Source organism: Chitinophaga silvisoli (assembly GCF_003412465.1).
Classification (GTDB): Bacteria; Bacteroidota; Bacteroidia; order Chitinophagales; family Chitinophagaceae; genus Chitinophaga; species Chitinophaga silvisoli.
Window position 1 is genome coordinate 1 of the sequence record NZ_QTJV01000019.1, and the last position, 24,073, is coordinate 24,073.

At 37.4% G+C, this 24,073-nt stretch carries 16 protein-coding genes; 15 read left to right on the plus strand and 1 reads right to left on the minus strand.

Features of this window, described 5'->3' with window-relative positions; genetic code table 11:
- Positions 1–982: 982 nt before the first annotated feature.
- From DXN04_RS31950 to DXN04_RS32030, 14 genes are all read left to right on the plus strand, one after another.
- A complete protein-coding gene (locus DXN04_RS31950; RefSeq protein ID WP_449384900.1) occupies positions 983–8,614 on the plus strand; it encodes an RHS repeat-associated core domain-containing protein in 7,632 nt (2,543 codons plus the stop codon).
- Positions 8,598–9,395, plus strand: coding sequence for a toxin-antitoxin system YwqK family antitoxin (locus tag DXN04_RS31955; RefSeq protein ID WP_116857496.1), 798 nt, complete (start codon positions 8,598–8,600; stop codon positions 9,393–9,395). The genes DXN04_RS31950 and DXN04_RS31955 overlap by 17 nt, the downstream gene beginning before the upstream one ends.
- 557 nt (positions 9,396–9,952) lie before the next feature.
- Entirely contained in the window at positions 9,953–10,207 is a 255-nt protein-coding gene (locus tag DXN04_RS35960; protein WP_116857498.1) for a transposase, read from the plus strand.
- Positions 10,092–10,430 carry a hypothetical protein gene (locus DXN04_RS35965; protein WP_394337854.1) on the plus strand — a complete coding sequence of 113 codons (339 nt, stop codon included), beginning with the start codon at positions 10,092–10,094 and terminating at the stop codon, positions 10,428–10,430. Before DXN04_RS35960 ends, DXN04_RS35965 begins: the two co-directional genes overlap by 116 nt.
- A 186-nt stretch (positions 10,431–10,616) precedes the next feature.
- Positions 10,617–11,108, plus strand: a complete 492-nt coding sequence (locus DXN04_RS31975) for a hypothetical protein (protein ID WP_116857500.1) — start codon at positions 10,617–10,619, stop codon at positions 11,106–11,108.
- Positions 11,109–12,774: 1,666 nt separating this feature from the next.
- Positions 12,775–13,209: a hypothetical protein gene (locus DXN04_RS31990; RefSeq protein ID WP_116857503.1), complete on the plus strand. Its 435-nt coding sequence runs from the start codon at positions 12,775–12,777 to the stop codon at positions 13,207–13,209.
- 257 nt (positions 13,210–13,466) lie between these two features.
- Complete coding sequence (locus tag DXN04_RS31995) at positions 13,467–14,870, plus strand: RHS repeat domain-containing protein (RefSeq protein ID WP_233525740.1); 1,404 nt, start codon at positions 13,467–13,469, stop codon at positions 14,868–14,870.
- Positions 14,871–16,076: 1,206 nt separating this feature from the next.
- A complete protein-coding gene (locus tag DXN04_RS32005; protein ID WP_116857506.1) occupies positions 16,077–16,952 on the plus strand; it encodes a hypothetical protein in 876 nt (291 codons plus the stop codon).
- 200 nt (positions 16,953–17,152) lie between these two features.
- The gene (locus DXN04_RS32010; RefSeq protein ID WP_147320129.1) at positions 17,153–17,446 is read left to right on the plus strand and encodes a hypothetical protein; all 294 of its coding nucleotides are present in this window, start codon (positions 17,153–17,155) and stop codon (positions 17,444–17,446) included.
- A 24-nt stretch (positions 17,447–17,470) separates the two neighbouring features.
- The gene (locus DXN04_RS32015) at positions 17,471–17,701 is read left to right on the plus strand and encodes a hypothetical protein (RefSeq protein ID WP_116857508.1); all 231 of its coding nucleotides are present in this window, start codon (positions 17,471–17,473) and stop codon (positions 17,699–17,701) included.
- Between the two features lie 766 nt (positions 17,702–18,467).
- Positions 18,468–18,590 carry a hypothetical protein gene (locus DXN04_RS35680; protein WP_262512549.1) on the plus strand — a complete coding sequence of 41 codons (123 nt, stop codon included), beginning with the start codon at positions 18,468–18,470 and terminating at the stop codon, positions 18,588–18,590.
- Between the two features lie 177 nt (positions 18,591–18,767).
- Complete coding sequence (locus DXN04_RS32020; RefSeq protein ID WP_116857509.1) at positions 18,768–19,190, plus strand: hypothetical protein; 423 nt, start codon at positions 18,768–18,770, stop codon at positions 19,188–19,190.
- Between the two features lie 111 nt (positions 19,191–19,301).
- Complete coding sequence (locus DXN04_RS32025) at positions 19,302–20,048, plus strand: DUF2310 family Zn-ribbon-containing protein (protein WP_116857510.1); 747 nt, start codon at positions 19,302–19,304, stop codon at positions 20,046–20,048.
- 377 nt (positions 20,049–20,425) lie between these two features.
- Entirely contained in the window at positions 20,426–21,013 is a 588-nt protein-coding gene (locus tag DXN04_RS32030) for a hypothetical protein (protein WP_116857511.1), read from the plus strand.
- 94 nt (positions 21,014–21,107) lie between these two features.
- On the opposite strand, the gene DXN04_RS32035 is transcribed toward DXN04_RS32030, so the two are convergent.
- The gene (locus DXN04_RS32035) at positions 21,108–21,440 is read right to left on the minus strand and encodes a hypothetical protein (RefSeq protein WP_116857512.1); all 333 of its coding nucleotides are present in this window, start codon (positions 21,438–21,440) and stop codon (positions 21,108–21,110) included.
- Positions 21,441–21,898: 458 nt separating this feature from the next.
- Here DXN04_RS32035 and DXN04_RS32040 point away from each other — a divergent pair, with 458 nt between their 5' ends.
- Positions 21,899–24,049, plus strand: coding sequence for a S41 family peptidase (locus tag DXN04_RS32040; protein ID WP_158569267.1), 2,151 nt, complete (start codon positions 21,899–21,901; stop codon positions 24,047–24,049).
- Positions 24,050–24,073 lie beyond the last annotated feature (24 nt).

The following is a 24,073-nucleotide window of genomic DNA, read 5'->3' on the forward strand; positions in this document are numbered from 1 at the left end:
CAGCTTTGTGTTGTTCATCAGATACGCAATAGCTGTAAATATGTAGTGTGGAAAGACAGAAAAGAGTTTTGTGCTGATCTGAAGGAGGTTTATGGAGCACCAAATCGGGATCACCTTTCTAATAATTTCCCTGCTTACAGGGATCATGACCTGTGCCGCTGCCGGTCCGGGAATTGAGACCTATCAGAATGAACTCAAAGGACAGATAAAGCAAGGTGATATCCTGATTATAAAGGATGAAAAATTTGAAGATTCCAATACAGACTGGAGTAAGATTAATAACCGGAAGGTAACGGATATAATTACCTTAAGTCTGAATAAAGATGAAGTTAATAAGATCACCAAAGCCTTTACGGCAGAAATAAAGTTCAAAGTTGAATACTGGTCGCAGCCTAACCAGGCAGATCCGGGCGTTTCAGATAATATAAAGCTGAAGGTAACCTATGATCCTGCTACAGGAGCAAGCTATCAATCATCTGCTGATTATCATTTTGACAATGCATATAAGGTAAGGATTACCATTGAGGATTTTACGAGTGAACAACTGGGAACTCCGATGCCGGCTGCTTTTCATCTGACAGGTCAGGTGATTATAGAGCGTTCTTATACTATTGCATCTACACCGATTGTGACGCATGTTAAAATGGGGCCCAATACGTCAACTGCCTACCAGGCATCGTTGATATGGAATAAGGTAGATGGTGCACAGGAATATGACCTTGAATGGACTTTTATATATAATGGTACTGATTATGGCAGGGAGTTGAATGAAAATTATATGGCTTATACTGTACCGATGGTACAGAAGATGTTTAAAAACAATGCCACCCGTGTAACGGTACAGCAGGAATATTATGATATCACCCAGACAAATTATAATTCCTACCTATTAATACGTGTGAGGCCCGTTTATTATGACGCGGAAGGATTTCGAATAGAAGGAGACTGGAACTATGACCTGGTAGACCAGGATGGGAATCCAATGGTAGGGGCCATATTTGCGCCGGCAGCGGGTAACCAGTCCAACTTTAACTGGACTTATAGTGCTTCATATGCAGAGGATGGTAAGCGAAAAGAAGTCATTCATTTTTTGGATGGTTCTTTACGTGAGCGCCAGGCAGTCACCCTGAGTAATACGGATAAAAAAGCAATTGTACAGGAGACACTGTACGATGAGTTTGGTCGTCCTATTCTCAATACAATGCCGGCACCGGTGAATAATAACGCTCTTAAGTATTATAAAGGAATGCACCCTGCCCCCGGAGGTAATACTTATGATTATACATATGTTTATAATAATACAGATTGCATAGGCACGCCAGCGCCTATGGATTCAACTGGTTATGAAGATGTGGATAATTCTGAAAATACGGTGATGGTAGGTGGGCCCGGGCAGTATTATTCTTCCAATAATGTCTTTTATAATCTTGATAATAAGTCCGTAAACCAGTATACACCTGGAGCGGCAGGGTATCCTTTCTCTGTGACCAGGTATACTCCGGATAATACAGGAAGGGTGAGCGTACAGGGTGGTGTAGGTGCGTTATTCCAGCCGGGACCAGATCAGGCGACCAGCAAGGCAGTGAGAACTTATTATGGCACACCTGATCAATGGGAGCTGGACAGGTTGTTTGGGAGTGATGTTGGTTTTGCGAGCCATTACCTGAAGACGATGACAGTAGATGGCAATGGGCAGGTTGCGCTTTCTTATTCCAATGCATCCGGGAAGGTGATTGCCAGTGCACTGGCAGGTGGAGCGCCGGAAGGAATGGATGAGCTGACAAGCAAACCCGAAGCCCGGCAGGTGACGGCGATCATTTTGGACTCCAGCCAGTTTAAGTTTGATGCTTCCAGGTTATCTATGACAGCCGTGAAAACTTACCTGAATCCTGTGCCTGGTGATGTGGATATCTCTTATAATATCGCGCAGCTGATAAAGACCTATCAGAGTACCAGCGTGAAAATTTGTAGTAACTGTTATTATGAACTGGATATACAGATAACGGATGACTGTAACACGGTGGTATATCATAATGATAGTCCAATTCCTGTGGGCAGTCTGACAAGTGATTGTAGTAAAAATACGATGAGCACTGGTGCTATTCCTACTAAACATTTTGACAAGGTTGGGCCTTATAATATCACTTTTACGCTAAGTTTATCACAGACTGCCATTGATAATTATACCAATGATTATGTAAGTAAGAATAGTGACCTGCGTAGTCAATGGAGCTTTGTATACAATGCATTGAATGACCAGGATTTAAGCTCCTGTTTTAATGATTGTTCTACTTGTCTGACAGCATTGGGCGCTAAGACAGACTTCGTTAACCGGGTAGTCACTGAGTTGACAAAGGATGCTATGTTGTTGCCAAAGGTTGATTCTATTACAGATTGGGCAGGCTTGCAATATGATGCATTGTTGGCAAAGTGTAAGGGTTTACAGATCAGTTGTGGCGGTTCATCCTGTGATGAACTGAAGCATGTGATGCTGCAGGATGTGAGTCCGCAGGGACAGTATGCATTATTTGATGCAACATATGCTCCGCTGGAAAAGAGTATCAATGTATTGTATAATAACTGGCGTATAGTTTTCCCAATTATTAGTAACACATCGGATTCAACATATCAGAAGAACCTGGTAGAGTTGGGCGATGGTGTAACGATGTCTGCTAATGATGCGACTTTCACCCTGGAAATGCTGGTGAAATATTGGAAACCTGAGTGGGATACGGCTTTCCTGCAGTATCATCCTGAGTATTGTGCATTGCAATTCTGTGAGGCTTATTCAGGTCCAAAGGACTGGGATGAGCGGTTAAAGAATGTTGCACAGGGGGTGACGAATCTCAACCTGATTCTGCCGGGTGTGGTATATAGCAGAACGAATGTGAACTGGCTGGTGGATAATGATCCATTCTTTTCCGTGTGGGCACCGGATTATAAGGCCAGGGTGATTGATGATCTGCAGCATTATACGACGGTGGCGAAAATTTCCGGTACCAGTTCTGACAATCCGCTGTTTAATAAAAGCCTGGTGGATTATGTAGATTATGTGGTGTATTGTGCTGATGGTAATGGAAATACGAATAGTGTCAACCAGGGGTCATTAACGAGTGATAACTGGACACATTGTACGCCGGTGGAGAGCTGTCGGCTGCCGGATGTTGAATTCCGTACCTATCGGGACCTTTACCTGGAGCTGAAACAACGGTATTACCAGGAGATACGTACTGCTAAGTTCTGTAACAGTGCCTGTCCTATAGGTGATTCTATTGGTTTTGTGTTTAGTACCTGTGCGAAGACGAGTGATTTTGATATCATTGAGGATGCAGAACTGAGCTGTTCTGGGAAATATGGTTATAAGGTAAGGTATAACGGAGCTGGTTTAGCGTCTGCGACCACTATACAGTTTTATTATCCTGCAGAGTATGTGAGTGCAGGAACGGAGCGAGTAACATCAATAACATTTGAAGTTGGGCAGACAGAACGTACATTTTGTATGGCAACGCATGCTCCGGCAAATGTGATCCGTGTGTCAAATGTGATTTGTAATAATAGTAATAGTAATGCGGGGAATAATAGTGATGCTAAGTGGGATTGTGGTGCCTGGAAGGAGAGCTGGTTTACCATTATTAATAATGGTCAGGATGATCCTAAGACTATAGGTATTACTTATGTTGGTCCCGACGCGATTCCTGCAGGGAAATATACCTATGTGGTGGTAAAAGCAAATGTTAGTGGCGTTACAAAGTATGGTGCGATAAGAATTGATGCTAATAGTACTTCCGGTACCTGGGCACCAGAAAATCCAGGTAATGTAAGTTTGACGGATTATAGTTATGTGCAGAATCAGTGTTCAGGTACGGTAATAGGATTTGGGGACAATGCACGGGTGGCGACAACTTCTGACGCGACCATCACCACCTCTTCATCTACTATTGCAACAGCTGCTGTATCAGCTACCAGTACCTGTGACGAGGCGTATAAGTACAAAATATCCCGTATTACAAATGTCTCTTTTAGCAGTGAAATGAATATTCCTACAGATGCTACCGCATTGACGGATAGCCTCAATGCACAGTTGGCGCTGATGGTACATTCCAATTGTGAGACGATGGCTGATGACTGGATGACTAAACTGGATGCGTGTCTGAATAGTAATGCTAACTATCTCGCGAAGAAGGCTACCTTAAAAGCGGCGCTGATTGAGATCTGTGCAGCAGGTGCGGATACTTCTCATCCGTATGGGACAAGTACAACACCTAATAATGTACTTGTAGGCGGGTATGCTTCCTTTAAGGATGCGATTAAGGGTATCCTGGGCCTGAGTACTTTCAGCATGATCTGTAACCCATGGCTGATTGATGCGCCATATCCTTATAATGTGGAGATGCAGGCTTCAGAGAAGGTTGTTAGTAAAACCAATTTTGCTATCTGTAACAGGATATCTTCTTTAAAAACGGCCTCTTATACGGCAGCAGGCGATGATGATGCCTTCTATGCCTGGCTGAAGAATCATTTCGGGGATGCCATGAACTTGTCAAAAGCTGACCTGGTCACCTTAATGAATGGATGTGGTAATTGCCGGTTCTTATTGAGTAAGAACATTAAGTTGCCGGTATTCTTTGACGGGTATGCAAAAGCGGAGGCGAATTACTGGGATTATACGCCTGCTGTCAATGATTTTAAAGCGGATATGGGTGGTACGGTAGACGAAACAGATGCTAACTACCCGGAGGTGTTTACTAATTATATGAATCAGCGCTGGGGCTTTACCCTGACTTATGATGACTATGTAGACTATAAGGCCCGTGTCGCTGCTGATATCAATGCAGTATTGGTGAATAAGGTAGCTTATCCTACCGTAACAGAAGACCCCTATGCATGTATGGTGCAGCAGGTCAATACAGCTGCAGCTACAGGTTATGTGTTGTACAAGGAATTTATAGATGAGGTAAAACGTGTTTTCCGTAAAGAATACATTGCGTATTGCGGTAGTGCTAAACCAACGGTGAAGATGAAGAGCAGCCAGCAGATCTATCATCATACATTGTATTATTATGATCAGGCGGGTAATCTTGTGCGTACGGTACCGCCAGAGGGGGTACACCTGGTAAGTGAAAGTTTATTTAGCCAGATTGACAGGGCGAGAATAAATGGAGACCAGGTATGTACATATAACGGCCCGACCAGTAATTCAACTGTAGATGCAGGAATGACTGCGTTGACGAACCTGATTGCCCTGGGTACGAATAGTGCCATGGAATTCTGGACGTATAGTGCGAACACGGGATCTGCGCAGTTCTTAACAACTTCAGGAAGTAATAAATACCTGGTAAATTTATGTTTGGATGGACGTTATGCACATCTTGAGATGTATAGTTTGACGGTGACTAGTGGTGCGGTAGATCTGACGCAATCTTATATCACAGATGCTGATATGCAAGCCATTCTGCCATTAGGGCAATGGACGCATGTGGTAGTGCAGGGGACTGGATTGGCAAACAATAACCTGGCTATTTATGTGAATGGTGTGAAATGCCCGGTAGTCACAAATGCAACGCCTGGTGGTTGTGGTTGGGATTTGGCAGGTGGTGCGAGTGCGCCGGTATTACCACAGAATTTAGCCAATATAAAACATATGCGTTTGTACAGCAGATTGCTGACGGAAGCGGAAATTGCAGCAAATGCAGTGGATGCTTGTATGGCGGCGACTGATAAAACGAAGATGGATTATTGGTTTAGGTATAATATGCCGACAAGTGGTACGGGTAGTGCAGGTTCCGGGTTAGCGGAGACGACTATAAGTCCGATTTACCCGGTGCACACGCTGACGACCAGTTATGCATATCAGTCATTGAATGGGCCTACACTACAGGTATCACCTGATGGTGGTATAATGCAGAACTGGTATGATTACCTGGGACGTGTCTCCGTTGCACAAAATGCTGAGCAAAAGGCGGGTAGCAGGTATTCTTATAGTTCCTACGATGAGCAGAACCGAATAGTTGAAGTGGGCGAGAAGAGCAGTGGGAATACGATGGATGCAAGTGTTGGGTTTGTGCCTGCAGCTACTATGACGGCGTTTGCGGCTTCTGGTACGAACAGCCAGATCATGCATACCTGGTATGATAAGCAATATGATGGATTTGGTTATACACAGGAAAACCTGCGTAAACGGGTATCAGCAAGATCTTACCAGGATGGATCTTCCACTCCGCAGATGACTTATTATAGTTATGATCAGATAGGTATGGTGAAGACCCTGTGGCAACAGATTGATGGACTTGGCACGAAACAGATAGAATACAATTATGACCTGGCATCAGGTAAGGTGAATAAGCTGCGTTATCAGCATCTGAATAATGATAATACTACGACGGATCAGTTCTATTATGGTTATGAGTATGATGCAGATAACAGGGTAGTGAAAGCGCTGACGGGTATCAGGGGCTGGAGTAATGATGGATGGGAGATTGAGAATCCGAAGACGGATGTGCATTATAATTATTACCTGCATGGGCCTTTGTCACGGAGTGAATTGGGAAATAAGCAGTTAGTGCAGGGTACGGATTATGCATATACCTTACAGGGTTGGGTAAAAGGAGTCAACAGCCAGTACCTGAACACAGCAGCGGATATGGGGCAGGATGGATTGGCAAGTGGGGATCATAGTGTGGTAGCGCCTGATGTATTTGGATATACTTTAGACTATTACAATACTGATTATTGGGCTGTTGGTAATCAGAGTTTCCTGCCTTTGACCTGGGGAACTCCAGGGTCAACTTCGACCGGGCATAACCTGTATAATGGTAATATTAGCCGTATGACAGTGGCTTCTGCACAGTTTGGAAATACGGTGGGGTATAGTTACAAATATGATCAGTTGAATCGAATGAAGGCAATGCGTCAGCATCCGGTGACACTGGGAGCTACTTCATGGGATGCTGCTACGGCAGGAGCGGCGTATCGGGAAGATGTGACGTATGATGGGAATGGTAATATCCTGACTTATAATAGGAATGGTAGTGGTGCGAATGGGAAGGGGGTAGCGATGGATCAGCTGACTTATGGGTATAATAGGGATGCGTCTGGTTATCTGACGAATAATAAGTTGACGCAGGTGACTGATGCTGTTACGGCAAATGATTATGGTACGGCGGATTTGAAGTCTCAGGGTAGTAATAACTATGGATATGATTTGATTGGGAATATGGTGAGTGATGTGCAGGGAGGGGTGTCTAATATTACCTGGACGGTGTATGGGAAGATTAAGAAGATCACCAAAACAGATGGAAGTACATTTGAGTATAAGTATGATGCGGATGGGAATAGGGTGTGTAAGGTGTATACGCATGGTACGCAGGTGGATAAGACGTGGTATGTGAGGGATGCGAGTGGAAATGTGTTGGCGGTTTATGGGAATAAGGATGGTGATGGAAATGTTTATTGGAAGGAACAACAATTGTACGGTACAAGTCGTTTAGGTTCATGGTATCCTGAATTGAATGTGTCTGCTGGTGCTGTTGGGGCAGCGGAGTTATGGGGTAGTACGAATAAGAAACAGTATGAGTTGACGAATCATTTGGGGAATGTGCTGGCTACGGTGACTGATGAGTTGAAGGCTGATAATACGGCATTGGTGATGAGTGCGAATGATTATTATCCGTTTGGGATGATTCAGCCGGATAGGAGGTATAGTAGTGGAGGGTATAGGTATGGGTTTAATGGGAAGGAGAATGATAATGAGGTGAAGGGAGATGGGAATCAGCAGGATTATGGGATGAGGGTGTATGATCCGAGGGTTGGGAAGTTTTTATCTGTAGACCCATTGGCCCAAAGTTTCCCATATTACACACCATATCAATTTGCTGGAAATAAGCCGATATGGGCTACTGATCTTGATGGTGGGGAAGAGAAGTATTTTAATGTTAATGTACAACTTGACACTAAGGGAGCTTTAAAAGAAATAACATATGTTGAAGTTGAAAATCCATACGGTAATCTAAGAGGCTTTCATGAAACATATGAAGGATTGAAATGGTATGATGGATATGGCCCTAAAGGTAAAGGGCTGGAATTTAATTATAATGTATTTCAGGCACAAAGTGATGGTTCAAACATTTTAGTTGGTTCCAGAGTTGACTTTGTCCCAGTACCTACATTTGCTGAAAAGGTCCAAAATTTCTTTACTCCAACTAAAGAAGGTGAAAAAGGAGGAATTAAGTGGGTATCTTCAAATAGACAACCAGGTTCAGATAATTCATATAATGCACCCACAACTGATCCAGGTAGACCAGAAAATATTGACTGGCTATTGGATGCAGTTAGTATGTCTATAACTGCTGGAGGCGACCCAATGAAGATTCCCAAAAACATTAAGGATTTTGAGAACATTAGTCTAATTTTCAAAAATACGCTGTATCAAAAGGGTGCATTAGATTATTTGGGAAAAGTTTATAATAAATATTTCCCAGAGAAAAAGATAGACAGTGTGACTTGTCCTACTTGCACTCAATATCAAGATAGCGGACATGTTGATTTTTATAACAGTCCTGGAACCTTTAAAAGTATATTAAACGATCAAAAAAAGGCAAATGAGAATAATAATTAAGAAGAAATTAAGCAAAACATCTACGTTATCGGGAATATTGGGTTTGGTGTCTTTTGTTTATGGATGTAATAATTTAAGTTCCGAAAGTAAATATAAATCATTTCTTAATGACGGTAAGGGAGGCCTTGTTGAAATAATATTCAATGAAAATGGGAAGATTTCGGAATCGTTTCAATTGAGAAGTGATTCCGTGAAAAATGGGAGCTATAAAAAATTCTTTTCTGACGGAACAGTAGAATCTGTTGGCCAGTTTAAAAATGGAATCATGGATAGCTCCTGGACAAATTACTACCAGGGAGGGAAAATTAAAGAACAGCAATACTATATAAGCGGCAAGCAGTTTTGTGAACAAAAAATTTTTGAACCTGACGGAAAATTAAAAGAGCTCAAATTTAATGCACTTCATTTAGGTACGGTTTCATTAATTAAATATAATGAACAAAATAAAATTATAAAATGGAACGGATTTCCAATTTATTGTGTATTTAATTCTGATAAAATTAAGAGTGGTCAGGAATATGTTATTGGGATTTTCTTTGGAGTACCTCCTTCAATTAATATTGATGTGCAAATTGAGGGAAGAGATAAAAATAATAATGAAGTAATTTATTCAAAAGAATACAATGAAAATAATGCTGAGATACTAACATTTGGAAGGAGAATTGTCATTCAGGAAACCATGCAAAGAAATGGCGACTATTTATGGGACATTCACTTTCATTATAAAGGTGAGAATGTAAGAAAGGATACAACGGTGAATTTAAGGGTTAGCGTCGATTGAGAAGATTAAATGATTTCATGTCATTATCCACATTATCAATAAAAGAGCCGGCCATTTGCCGGCTCTTTTATTAATTCCTTTACTTCTTCATGTATGGTCACAATCGGAATAGGTGCTAATTTAATCTTTATGAAAAAATTATTGGTTATAATATTAACTCTGTTTGATCAAATTTAAAGTTCTTAATATAACATAGTCGAAACTTTGCAGGGAAGAGGGATTTACCTAGCTTTGCATCAACCCAAAAAGAACGCCCAATCAGTAGAAACTGAACGGGCTTACTATTTAAAAATGATAAATATGAGTCGAAATTAGATAATTTCCGGCTCATAGAGACCAGGTTGTTGCAATTCCTTTTCAGCTTCACATTAAATTTTAAAAGCCAGACAAAAAGCGGGATCACAAATGCCTTTTTATATTTAAAGGGATTAATGGTTAGCCAGCGACGTAATTGCCAGGCGATGGAGAAGAGCTTCAGCAGTCGTCTCAACAATGTTTACACCATTTTATAACTGTCGGTAAATGGTGTTATTCAAAGTTAATGCACAAAATAACGCTTGAGTTTTGGTGCCCAGTATCACCGTAATAGACACCTACTGCAAAAAAATGGTTTGGATGACGATACTTGTCTGATCATTGATGAAAGTGGTAATTCGAAAAATGGGAAGCAATCAGTAGGCGTGAAAATGCAATACTGTGGACAACTTGGAAAAAACAGAAAACTGTCAGGTGGGTGTGTTTGGTGCATTGTGCGGAGGAAGTTTAGTAAGTCTTGTTCAGGCAAAATTATCAATGGGAAGCGAGGAAAGTAAAATTGATCTGGCAAAGGAAATTATTCATCCTGTAGGATGGAAACTGAAGGTAAAAGTTAGGTGGGTTTGTTTCGATGCTTTCCATGGACGGGACTCGAACTTTTTGTGCAGCCTTATAAAAATGAGACCTCCGTTTGTAGCTTATGTGCCAGATAACCTTCATATCTGGCTAGAGCCCTTTCAAATGAGAGTTCCTGTGAGAGAACCGGGTAAACGTGGATGAAAAAGCATTTATGCCGGGCCTAACAGGGAATCTGTATCCATCCGAAACTACGCTAGTGGCCTGAGAAGGAAAGACTGGACGTGGATGAAGGTCCGGCATCAAAGTAAAGGAAAGTTATTATTTGCATGGTTTCACTGGGCAATCGAATGATTTGTTGTCTAATTTTTCAACTTAATAATCAAAAAAATGGATATTAAATTATTTCCAATTAAGTCGTGGCAAGTTTCTACAAAACTTAACAAGGAGGAAATTCTTAAAAAAGTATCTGATTTAACCGTCAGTAAGTCTTGGAAGATATCTATGAAGGGGTTATTTAATAATGTAAGTTTTACAAGTCAGCCAACACATGATGGATTTATTTTAGTAATAGGTAACTATGGTTTAAGTTATGCAAAGAATCCTCTGCGTCCTCCAGTGGATGTCCGTTTTGCTAATGAGAACAATTTAACATTATTAAATTGTACACATAAACTTAGCAATGGTACTTTCGCTCGACTGGCAATGTTTTATTCTATTTTTATCATCATTTCATATTTTATGGGATTTAAGGATAAGGATTGGGTAGGTATTGTTATCCCTTTAGGAATAATAGTAGTTCATTACTGTTTAGTATTATATAATTTTAATAAACAATTATTTAACTATGAATTTTTTATAGCTGAATTGGTAAAGGATTAGCTATTGTTTTATTGACTTCTCAAGATGCCTTCGGATTTCCTTCTGAAGGCATCTAAGTATTAACTTGGCAAGGTATGACTTCAAATCGTTGTCTGAAGATTTCCGAAATTCATTCATTCAGTATGCGGTAATTGACTTTTCTTATGTAGGGCTTTTTTATTGTGAAGGTCCTTTATAGGAAAGACTTTTTCGGAGCCCATATTTTCAACTTTGTTAAAGCATAATTTAAAATAATTGTATAGTAAAGGTCTATAATACTCCCCGAAAATCGGACAGTAAATTTAAGATGTTTTTCCACTTAAACTTACTGTCCGATTTTCGGGGAGTATTATATGGTCAGGATTCTAAAACAAAACAAAATCTTTCAATTGAGGCTACACCTGTAGCCGATCCTCATTAAATTTGAATAGATGAATAAAGTAATATTTTTGTTTGCTGTTTCGATATTAATAAACTGCAATTTTGAAAGGAAGCGTGAGATTGAAGTTTATTTATCCTCTGATACTTGTAAGTATTGGCGTATACATGATGAAAGGCCGCTTAAGGATTATTGTGGAGGATTTTGTTTTAAATCGAACGGAACTTATATATAGAATTTGGGTGTTGGCCAAGAACTGGAGAGAGGTATTTGGAAGATTACGAAAATAATGATAGGAAAGTTTGGACTATTATTGGTGATTCTACCCTTATACTTGATAAGGAATTTCATTATAAAATATGCTATGCAAATAAAGATTCTATTGTTTTATTTCGGATAAGGAAGGACTCGTTATTTGAATATATTTATTTAGAAAAAGATAAGGATCAAAAGACAAAACCTAAAATTGATACGGTAAATAAATTAGAATTTAAAATATAATTCGAAAAGTGGCTACTTATTATGCTTGCTCACGAAGTTCGATTTTATAATATGATTAGATTGAGTTGAATTAAAATTAGCAATAGGAACATCTAAGAATCGTCTATGGTAATACAGACGATTATTATGAAAGGCAGCTTAATAGTTGTACCATTAAGTGTAGCATTTCTTGTCTCTTACTCCTTTTTGGATGTGAGGCCAATTTACCTGAATTGGTTTGGTTATGTACTATCATTTTGGGGATTGAGTTATTTTTGTATCAGCCTTTTTTTGAAGAAAAAAATCATTTAGTAAGTAGATACCTATTGATTGTAGGAATAGGCTTATTTTTGCTTGGGCTGCTATCAATAATCTATTATTATAATTCTTCGCCCTTAACCGCCGAGTTAGACTATCAGGTAGAATATAATCTACATAACTGATAATTCCGGTCGCAGACGGGTTAGGATTTATATGCAAATACCCTCTTTGACCTGCCATTTAGAAGCATATTTATAATGAGATACACCAATAGATCCGGACAGTCAATTTGCCTAATGTTTTAAAGCAATGGAAACAAAGACGGTAAAAAGGACTTGTAGAAAGTATGATGCAGCCTTCAAAGAAAAGTATTAAAATTGATTATATCTGGTAATGCAGTACCAAATATAGCGAACGCAGTTGGTATTGCAAAGAACCTGGTATATTGATTTGAAAATCAAGAAAAGTGGTCCGTCAAGTCGTAAAATCCAATAACAACACGTCTGCCGATCACCTGATCTGCAATTACTGAACCATAGGGCCATTACCTAAAATACAAGTTAATAAATGGGATTAATAGAAAATCTTAAAAAGAGAACATTTGCGAAAAGTATTTTGATTTTTTCTCTTCTTTTTATTGCACAGCAACATGTATCAGGATGCGATTGCAATATGTATCAGGTGGATTATTATGTGCCGCGAGCCATTAATATTATTGTAGCTAAGGTAATTAGCGTTACTCCGGTTGGTAACCCAGATGATTACAGAAATGAAGTTATTGTAGAAGTATTAAAGGTTTATAAGGGTAGAATTAAAATAAAGAATAGATTAACCTTTATAATGCAGGATAATTGTGATCCCGATTTTAGAGTAGATGTAGCATTTTTATTATTTTGTCATGAAATTAAAGGAATATATTATTCTGATCATTGTTCCTACTCTGATAGAATATCCAATAGCGGTTCAGTTATTAAACGAATAGAAAAAATTCTGAAAAAGTAAATGTTGTTAGTAAGAAACTAAAGGGGGTGTCTCAAAAGTTTGAGCTTCCCCTTTTTAGATTTTATATGTTTATAGTCCGCAATCTGATAGGCTAAATGTATATTTTCGGGACGTAAATAGATTGTTACAACTCTGTTTTGAGAGTCCTAGGCTATTTTCTTCCAAAGATTATTTGCAATTGCTAATAATCCCGTTTCAACTTCTACTTTTTCGATTCCGCTTAGCATAAATCTCCTAAAGGAGTGATTATGTTTGATATTACAGCAGTTATTGAAGCCCCTTATCTTGCTTCTACCAGTATAATTTCAGGAACGGTAATAGTTGGCGGAGGTACAACAAAAGCCATTTTGGATGCTGGTAATAACTATGGATATGATTTGATTGGGAATATGGTGAGTGATGTGCAGGGAGGGGTGTCTAATATTACCTGGACGGTGTATGGGAAGATTAAGAAGATTACCAAAACAGATGGAAGTACATTGGAGTATAAGTATGATGCGGATGGTAATAGGGGGTGTAAGGTGTATACGCATGGTACGCAAGTGGATAAGACGTGGTATGTGAGGGATGCGAGTGGTAATGTTTTGGCGATTTATGGGAATAAGGATGGAGATGGAAATGTATATTGGAAGGAACAACAATTGTATGGAAGTAGTCTTTTAGGTTCATGGTATCCGGAATTGAATGTGTCTGCTGGTGCTGTTGTGGCAGCGGGGTTGTGGGGTAGTACGAATAAGAAGCAGTATGAGTTATCTAATCATTTGGGGAATGTGCTGGCTACGGTGACTGATGAGTTGAAGGCGGATAATACGGCGTTGGTGATGAGTGCGAATGATTATTATCCGTTTGGAATGATTCAGCCGGATAGGAGTTATAGTAGTGGAGGGTATAGGTATGGGTTTAATGGGAAGGAGAATGATAATGAGGTGAAGGGGGAAGGGATGAATCTAGCTTATGAAAATAGAATTTATGACCCAAGACTAGGAAAGTGGCTAAGTGTGGATCCTCTTCAAAGTAAGTATCCAGGGTTTAGCCCATATAATTTCTCATTGAATTCACCACTTTATTTTAAAGATATTGATGGTAGAGATGTCGGTGTCACCATAACTGGTAACACGATTACATTTAGTAATACTTTTTATATTCAGGGGCTTGATCCAATCGAGTCTGTAATACTACAACAAAATTATGATAGACTTTTTAAGGGTAAGCTTGGCGGAACTTACACAGATGAACATGGTAAAACGTATGAGGTTAAGTTTGAGTTATCCTTTAAGACAGCCACTGCTGCAGATGTAAATAGGATCTCAAATTCGGCGGCACCAATTGCGGAGTCTTTAGTGAGGGTTAACCCAGATAAGAAAAAGTCATATTCTTCTGGAAGTATTGGGGGAAATACGATTGATATGAGTATCTCAGTAGCTAAAGATATTCGTTTTTACTTCCATGAAGGGAGTCATAATTTGGGTATGGTTGACAGATATGATAATATTGCTCTGGTTGATGATAACGGACAAAGAGCATCATTGCTAGAAGATTTTAAATGGTTGCAAGGTCAATCAGTTACCATGCCAGGATTTGAAGGTGATCCTTTAGGAGGTAACTATAAATTAGATGAAAACGGAAAATTGGTTTCAGATTTGGCAGTAAAATATAGTTAACCAGTTATAAATCAATTTGCAAAGGTCGCCCTTGAGTATTCTAAAGAGCATAATAATGCCAAAAAGTTTGTTTTAGAAGGAAATATCGATACTGATGAGAATAAAAATAAAGGAGGCTATAATAAAATTGTAAACATACCTGTTAAAGCAGCATCTAATATTATAAAATAATAATCTGAAATGACTAAATACTTTTTATTTTTAATTTTACTTTTTTGCAGTAAGCTATTCAGTCAAAATATTTCTGGCAGCTTACTAAGTGATAAATATCTGATTTTCGCGGACACCGGCTTTGTAATATATACACAACCACATTTTAAAGGGTTGTTTATCAGTACAAGTGATACTAGTTTAGTTGAAACATTAAAGAAGAATTCATACTTACCATATTTTTTTACATATAACGATGATTTTAAGGACTTTATAGTGAAGAATGACACAATCCCTGTTTTTATTAAAAAGAATAATAACGTAGATATTTATAGTGGGGGGAGGCTGGAGCAACGATCTATCTCGTATTTTCGGGCGGTTGTTACCGTGAGAGTATCAATGATGTATTTCAAATATATGGCACCTGACAATAGCTTAAAAAAAGATTTTTTTCTCAGAGATGTCAAAGCCAATAAAGATATCTATCTGCGTGAATACTTTCGATCATATTTGAATGTACTTGAGTGTGTAAGCTATAAATTACTTTAAATGCATACAGATTTTATTGGGTAGTTGATGTGGATGCATTGGAAAGATTAAAGGATGACATATTATATATGGAAAATGGTATGGTAAAAATTAAAACAGTAGATGGTATAGATGAACGAAAACTCAAAAAAAATCTTGATTTTCTCAACAACTTTCTTCTGAAATAGATGAACTCGTAATGCCATTGTCTAAAATATAAGTTGATAAATGAGAATACCAGTAAACCTTAAAAGACGATACCTACGGTCTTTGTTTGAAGTACTGGAGAGATTCTGTTCTTTCAAATCATGACATAGATAGCTTAAGAAAAGATCTACAAGCTATTTGCAATAAGGTTAATAATAGCGCGGCTGCAGTTATTCATAGACCTCTATAGTGAAAATAGTCGGCATTCCATTTTTTCTTCAAAGAAGATAAAATCGCCTTCGGATTAACATTCGAAGGCGATTTTTTTAATATTGAACACAAAGCAGCATATAGTTTTTAAGTGCAAATGCAAAGAAGGATATGACAGTACTTGGCACTTCTTCAGTTACGGTGGCTTTGGGAGGAGGTGTTACAAAGATGATATTAGATAGTAGAGATAACTTTGCGGCATCAGATAATGTGCCAACTTCTGCTCTGGAAGGCTTGATAGGTATACCTGTGCAAAAAATAGCAAAAGATAATACGGGATTGTCAAGAAGTATCCCATCTTTGGCAGAAGGGATATTTATATTTAAAGCAGACCTGCCTGAGGCTATTGCTGAAACTTCCAAGGGAATTGATAAATTGGACAAAATTGCGACTTTTGTTAATACTGGAATTACGGTAAATGATATAATCAACCAGGGGAAAAGAGTGCAGAGGGAAAATGAAGAGCAACAGGCTAATGCAAATCATAAAAATTATTTAAATTATATGGTCTTATTTGAAAAAAATGTTTCCTATTTTAATAGGTTATTCACATTGCTGAGAGTTATTATTATAATAGTTATCGCCATGTCATTGCTGTTTCGTGCAGTAACTTATAAAGAACATGGATGGGTGGCTTATTGGTTTTACATTATTCCCGTTACCATTTTTCTAAATTCTTATTTTAAATGCTTAAAATATAGTTTGCATTGGATTAGCTTGATAGAAATTGTTGAAGGTAATATTTGCCATGTAGTAGTAAGAAGAAAGGATAAATTGGAAATTGATATTTCTGTGCCAATAAGTGAACTCAAATTTGAATTAGTACCTATCCCATCCCGTTATACTTATTATAAATTATTAGTTTATTATAAATCTGATCTGTTAGTTTTTCAATGGGAACTAGATGAGTGGCGTAGATACCGTATGCAAAAAATAATTCAATATTTTCATCCGGATAGCAGGATGGCAAAGCAGGAAAAGTTATAGTATATTATTTGGGGTATGCTTAATTGCAGGCCCCACAGTAGGTTTGATGGCCGAAAGTGGTTTTTGGCGAATAGCATTGTGGGGAAGTCTGCCGCAAAACCAAATGCTGGTTGCCGAGGGAATAACATTTACTGCTGGAGCATTAAATCCAGGACCTGACGATGTTAGTCCAGGGAATTCATCTGATGAATTGGGGCGCTATGCAAGACAGACTCTACTTAAAGTACCCCGATTTGGCTCAAGCAGAGGGTCAAGGTATTATGATTTTGGTAGCTAATCCTACAAGACAAGAAATAGCAGAAGAAATATTGCACCATGAACAGCTTCTTAAATATGGGAAAGATTATTTTACAAGTAATCCATATCTTATGGAAGCGGAAGCACAAAATATTTTATTGAAGATTGGTAAAGATGAAAAATGGTCTAAGAAAGAAATGGATGAGATTATAAGGGCAAGAGAAACTTGGACTAAAAAGTTGGAAAATAGCAATTGATAAATTTGACTATAATATAACCGTATGCGTAAGGCGATAATATTAAAAAAAGATAACTATTCTCGAATGGGTACCATTGCGACAATAAAGTTTTTGGATGGCAAGCCTGCTGGAACTGCTGATACGTTTATGTTCGAGGGTTCTTGTTATAAAATACTTGGAGTTGTAGTACCAAGTAGTTCCGAAATATTATGGAACAATTCTCTTGAAGGGATCTATGATTGTAGAATATTGGAAGTTGAAAAACCAGATTAGAAGATGTTGTTGAATAACATATCTGCATGCGAGAGGCTAGATTTTTATGTAAATTAGTTATCACAGCTAGGCAGACTTGCTGAGAAAACACCTTGGAAAATTGAATTGATTATTCCTATGCAGACATTATTTTATGGTTATGTGTCTTTTCGTAAAAGATTTTGGCAAACCTCATAGAGAGAGGATTTTTTTATAGAGGTTCTATTCACCTTCAGCCAGTTGCTAGAAATCGGAGGTAGTTAAGGCTTACCCCGACGATATGTTTGAATTCGAAGGCTCTTTTTATAAAATAGCTGGAAGTTATTAGAGCAGGTACTTTTAGTAAAATAAAAAAGAATTCACTAGAGGGGATTTATGATTGTAAATAGTAAGTGTGGGAAATAAAGCAGAATGATAATGAGGTGGGAAGATTGGATACTGCATGACTATGGAATTCGAATTTATGATCCAGGAAAATTGTGATCCTGATTTTAAAGTAGATGAAACATTTTTATTGTTTTGTCATAAAGTGAAAGGAAAATATCTTTAAGATCATGGTTCCTACTCTGACAGAATTTCCAATAGCAGTTCTATTATTAAGCGAATAGAAGAGATCTTGAAAAAGTAAATGTGGTTTGAAAAAAATCTAAGGGATATCTCAAAAGTTTGAGTGCCCCTTTTTAGATTTTATATGGTTATCCTGGGGGATTGTAGAGTAACTTGATGGGTGGAAAGGAAAAGGATTAAACCAACCAAGTATGAAAAATGATGTTCTCAATTACTCTTAATGGAAGAAACAAATGGTGATAACTTTATTCTGTTTAAAAGAATTGAATACCGGAAAGTTCCAGGAGGGTTAGGACTGGTGGCAGATTCTAATGTTAGTAATAAAATGGGAAGAACTGTATAAGTCATATAAGAATGAATATAATTTAAACAGCATGCTGAAATAGAAAAGTTTGAGAGTAATAAAATCTTATATATCTGTTTGTTCTTCATATTGCTGCTATCATCATGTGGGGTTTCTTTTTGGGTTCCAGCCAATAAGGTTGTCAAATGAGAAACTGGTCTAATCCTGTTTTATAATATGACCAAACTCAATATTGATACGATGGATTTTGAATCACGTAAATACTTTCAGATGAATGATAATAATTCGTTTGGGAGTTTATTGTTTTCTGGAAAGCTAAAAGATAGTATAACTTTAAAGCAGGGCATTTTGAAACCAGGAGTTAATTTGAAAGCGGAAGAATTAGGACGATTTTGTAACATGGAGATGAACTTTGCATATTGTGATACTTTGGGGATTGATTCTCTAGGAGTATTTCTTACAATGCCAGCGGTAGTATATTATGTCAAAGAGAAAGATTTTTTACCGCACTCACACGTGACTCGAACGATTAACAATCAACCAGTTACTATTATTAAAAAAGTGAGAAATATACATATAATAAGAGTTGATCCTGTGACCGTGAATGTATTTCGGAGTAATGGGTTTATACAATATTAATAATGGCCAGCAGAATGTGTTTATTTTGACATATAATACGAGAGGGAAAAGTGGGCAGCTGAAATGATGGATAAGAGCGCGAAAAATGAAACATAAAAAAAGAAGGATACTATGATAATTTATCAGCTCATATTTTCAGGTGATTCGATACCGGACGAGTTAAAGCCATTTTTTTTAATGGATGTACATGCTTTGCTGAATTCGTTAAATCGAAGCAATCAAATTGTCTATAAAGATAACGTTGTCAGTTTTACGGGAGATAAAGTTTACATTTTTATAGCGTGTCCTGGTGAAGAAGTAATATCAAATGGATTAAATTTTTATGCAAAACAATGGATTAGCAATATTGAAGAAGATTACTCACTGAAATTATCAATTGAGAGAATAGGAGAACATCCGGAAGAGCTAAATGGCAGTTATTTAGAGGTATCTGCGTACATTTTGTATGGGAACAGTTATTTGCCGTTGAGGTCATTAGATAATTTTGATCCCATTCCATTATATAAGTTTCCATATACTTATAGTGATAATGCATCTTATTATGATATAAATATGTGGCACTCTAATTATGATAATGTTTACGCAATATGGGATAGAGGGGATATTAATGAACCATATTTTAAAGAACTGCTTTCCTCAATCGAAAGTCAGTTGACAGTAGAAGGAATAAAAATATGCAATCGAATCAAACAGCTTACAAATAAAGATTGCTATTTTTATTTGTTTAATTACGATAATGATGTTCCTGATGCTTGCCCTTCTTGTGGGGGAAGCTGGAAGTTAGAAAACCGAATACTGGATAAATTTGATTTTAAATGTGATAAGTGCAAAATCCTATCCAATTTGGGGGTTGAATGAGCTAATGATCTAATTTAGAAAGTTGTAAAAGATAGCCTGGGGGTAGAAGCAGAAGGGAGAGAACGTAGTATTTCAGCCATTAGAACGACATAGGAATTTCTAATTATGTAGTATTGTAATTTGCTGGTAGCAGATTACATATTGATATATAAAGTATAACGAATTGCACCAGATGTTTTTCCAAAATACCGTAGGCTCAATATATTACACGTTTACTATGATTTTATAAAATTCAAACAGGCACATTTTTCGATGCACTATTTTAAATAACTGATTATGTAACTAAATCGAGGTTTCACCGCCTCGGTTTAGTTACTTTTTACATGCATTTCAAACATGGAACCAGAAGATGTTGTTATGAGCCCTTCTAAGGTCAATTGAATAAAATAAAAAACGGTCGTGACTACAAAGTTCATTTCATTGTTTTTTTAGTCCATATCGTATCACAACTTGTTTTTGGTCAGTTAAATGGTGATGTGTTAGCCAATTCAAAGATAAAAGTGGACACTGTTGAAGGCCTTTTCTTATGTGAAATAGATGCACCTCTAAAATGTTTGAATCGATTAGATAATTTAGGAAGCCAAGCTATAATAAATTACGATTCAACTTTGTTAAAGAATAATTTGAAAGAATTATATAGTAAAGGTCTGCATTATTACCTGGACCATTATAATCGTCGAAAAATAACCCTTTATATTCAAGTGTTGTCAGATCAGCAGTCGGTAATAGAATTATACAAACGACTACATGATTTAACCGTACTCAATGATGAAAAATCTATAGCTACTGCGGTATATGATGGTACCGGTTATCTTAAGTATAAGAAATTTTATGCAAAGCTTGTGTGTGAAGATCTCGGAATGGTAACTAATATGATTCCAATAATTGACAAGGGAGAATGTACTTATAGTGACGAAGATAATCTTATAAATACTAAGTATCTCATCAAGGTTTTTAACAAGTAAATTGATCTTTTTTCCTGATATCATTTTAATGCAATGATTCCTTATTAATACCATCTAAATACTATTATTTCTTACTCGGTCACCTATATCCTTTCTACTCAAGTATTTTCAAAATAATAGCATCAATTACAAATAGTATCGTAGTTGTAATACTAACCATTTTAACAATAGAAACATTTTTCACACCTCTTCTCAATTCTAAATCCCCTGGATTATTTTCTAACAAAGTCTTATAATTAATATCCCTTAATAACCAAAAACCTCCAAAAGCTGTCGCATAATCGAACGCAGTAAGTTTATTCGATTTTCCTTTATTGCCCCATTTATTGTAAATGGACTTTTTATTTAGGATTAAAATTTGAAGCGATCCCAAAATAATAAATCCTAATACTATTAATAGAACAATAAATATTTCAATTAACTTCATCTCGATTACTGTTTTAAAATTTTTGTAGTAGTAAAAACAAGATACTATAATTTTAACTAACTCAGTTAATTGCTTTAGTTAATATTGTTAATATTAGCTGGCGAAGAAAATATGCAGATATGACACTTGAAACTGGGCATCTACCAGGTTTTTGCTAATTAATTAGCAAACGAATGTTGTAATTGTATGGATCCAACCTAGGTAATCCGCTCTTCTGTTTATTAATCCGAATTCAAACATTGATTTTGAAAAATATCTATAAATTATTCCAGACTTATTCTTCTATTATTTGGATGCAGAAATCATTAGCTTGTAAACATTATTACATCAGAAGTTGCGTTTTTGCCTGTATCATAATATTTATCACTTCATGTAGAAACACTCCCAATTATAACTTAAGTTTTGAAAATATTGACTCTCTTGGATACCCCTCAGGATGGACATTTTCACAACTCAATATGGGGTATCTGGTAACTATAGATACCAGTGTATCCCAGGATCAACATTTATCTACCAGCATTGAGTATGTCTTTGGATCAAACGGGTCCGGTGCCTGTACCTACGAACTGGCAAGTCCATTACAGGGACATGAAATACAATTGACCGGATATATTAAAACAGAAAATGTAAAGAATGGATTTGCTGGTTTATGGGTTAGAATTGAGGATATTAATCAGGAGATTATTGGTTTCAAGACCATGGCAGATAGTGGTATAAATGGTACACAGAACTGGAAGAAATGTAGTATTACTATACCCTTTAATGCTGAAAACGCAGATAGGATCTATTTTGGTGGCCTGCTGACAGGATCAGGGAAATCATGGATTGATCATTTACAATTAACAGTGGATGGTCGCGCTATTGAATCATTGCCGCTTAAGAAACTGGAAAAAGCAGAACTTGACAAGTCCTTTATAAGAGGGTCGGGAATTAGTAAAGTATCATTAAATGATCAGACCGTAAAAAACCTTACAAATTTGGGCATGCTTTGGGGATTTCTGAAGTATTATCACAGCCGGGTAGAGAGTGGAGACCTGAATTGGGATGCTGAATTATTTCGTATTCTTCCTGAAATTATTTCATGCCGGTCCGCAGAAGAGGCTAATAAGGCTTTTGAAAAATGGTTGGACAGGATAGGCCCTTCCCAATTAGCTTCCAAGCCAAATTTGATTAATGATAGTTTAGTTAAAATGCAGGCTAATTATGGCTTTCTTTTTTCAGACAATACTTTATCCCCGAAAATAACCGCGCAATTGAAAAAAATGCGGGATTATCATCTACCTATTGATGATTCTCATTACCTGTCTTTTAATAAGGACGTGAACAATCCGATTTTCAGACATGAAAAATCATATAGCGGTAATTTATATCCTGATTCCGGTTATAGGATTTTAGCCTTATTCAGGTACTGGAATTACATCAACTACTGTTATCCCTACCGATATCATATAGAAGGTGACTGGAATGAAATATTAATGGATTTTATTCCGAAATTCCTGCATGCTGCTGACAAGACAGATTATGCGAAGATATGTACCGAATTAATTTGTAGAATTAATGACGGGCATGCAAGTATATCCGGCAATCCAGCGCTTGATTCTCTCCAGGGAAAAATGACCGCTCCTTTTGATGCCAGATTTATTGAAAATGAATTAGTCGTAACCGGGGTCTCAGGATTAGATATTGCTGAAAAGGGTAAATTGAATCCAGGCGATATCATTACCAGTATCGATGGAGAACCAGTGAAAGGCTTAGTTGAAAAATATTTACCGCTTACGCATGGATCTAACCGCAATTACAGATTGTTTAAGATGGCTGCTAACACCGGATGGTTATTAAGGTCGTCCAGGACCAGCATGACACTGAAAATAGAGAGGGGTGGCATCACTAAAGAGGTAAAGATTACAAAAATTCCTTTTAAAGATTATTATGATAAATTTCTTCTTCATCTAACGGAAACCAGGAAAGGCAGGGGCTACAAGTTAATGAATGGGAATATTGGATATTTATATGCCGCACAATTGAAAGATAAAGACCTGGAATCTATTAAGGAATTATTTAAAAATACCAAAGGTGTGATAATCGATCTGAGATGCTATCCCAATACACCTATGCCTTACGAGTATGGTAAGTGGTTGAAGGAAATAGCCTCTCCATTTGCTTCCTTTACGAAAAGCAGTTTATTAAGACCGGGTGTATTTGTAAAGGATATGACAGTCAGTAATGGCCTGCTTGAATCCGGTGCTGTGAAGTATAAATATAATTTCTCCCCTGTTTATGCAGGTAAAGTGATCATTTTGGTGAATGAGTCATCTATCAGCCAGTCTGAATTCACAGCCATGGCCTTGCAATCTATTCCCGGTGCAGTAGTGATGGGGAGTCAGACTGCTGGTGCAGATGGTAACGTATCGGGAATTGTACTTCCTGGTCAGATTAACACAATGATTTCAGGTATTGGTGTGTATTATCCGGATGGCACAGAAACACAGGGAAAGGGAGTCAAAATTAACGAGGTAATTGAGCCAACAGTAGAAGGAATTCGTCTTGGAAAAGACGAATTAATGGAGCATGCTGTTGCTGAAATTCTATCAAGAGAGATTGAAAGGTAAATATGGTATATGAGGGAGTTTGGC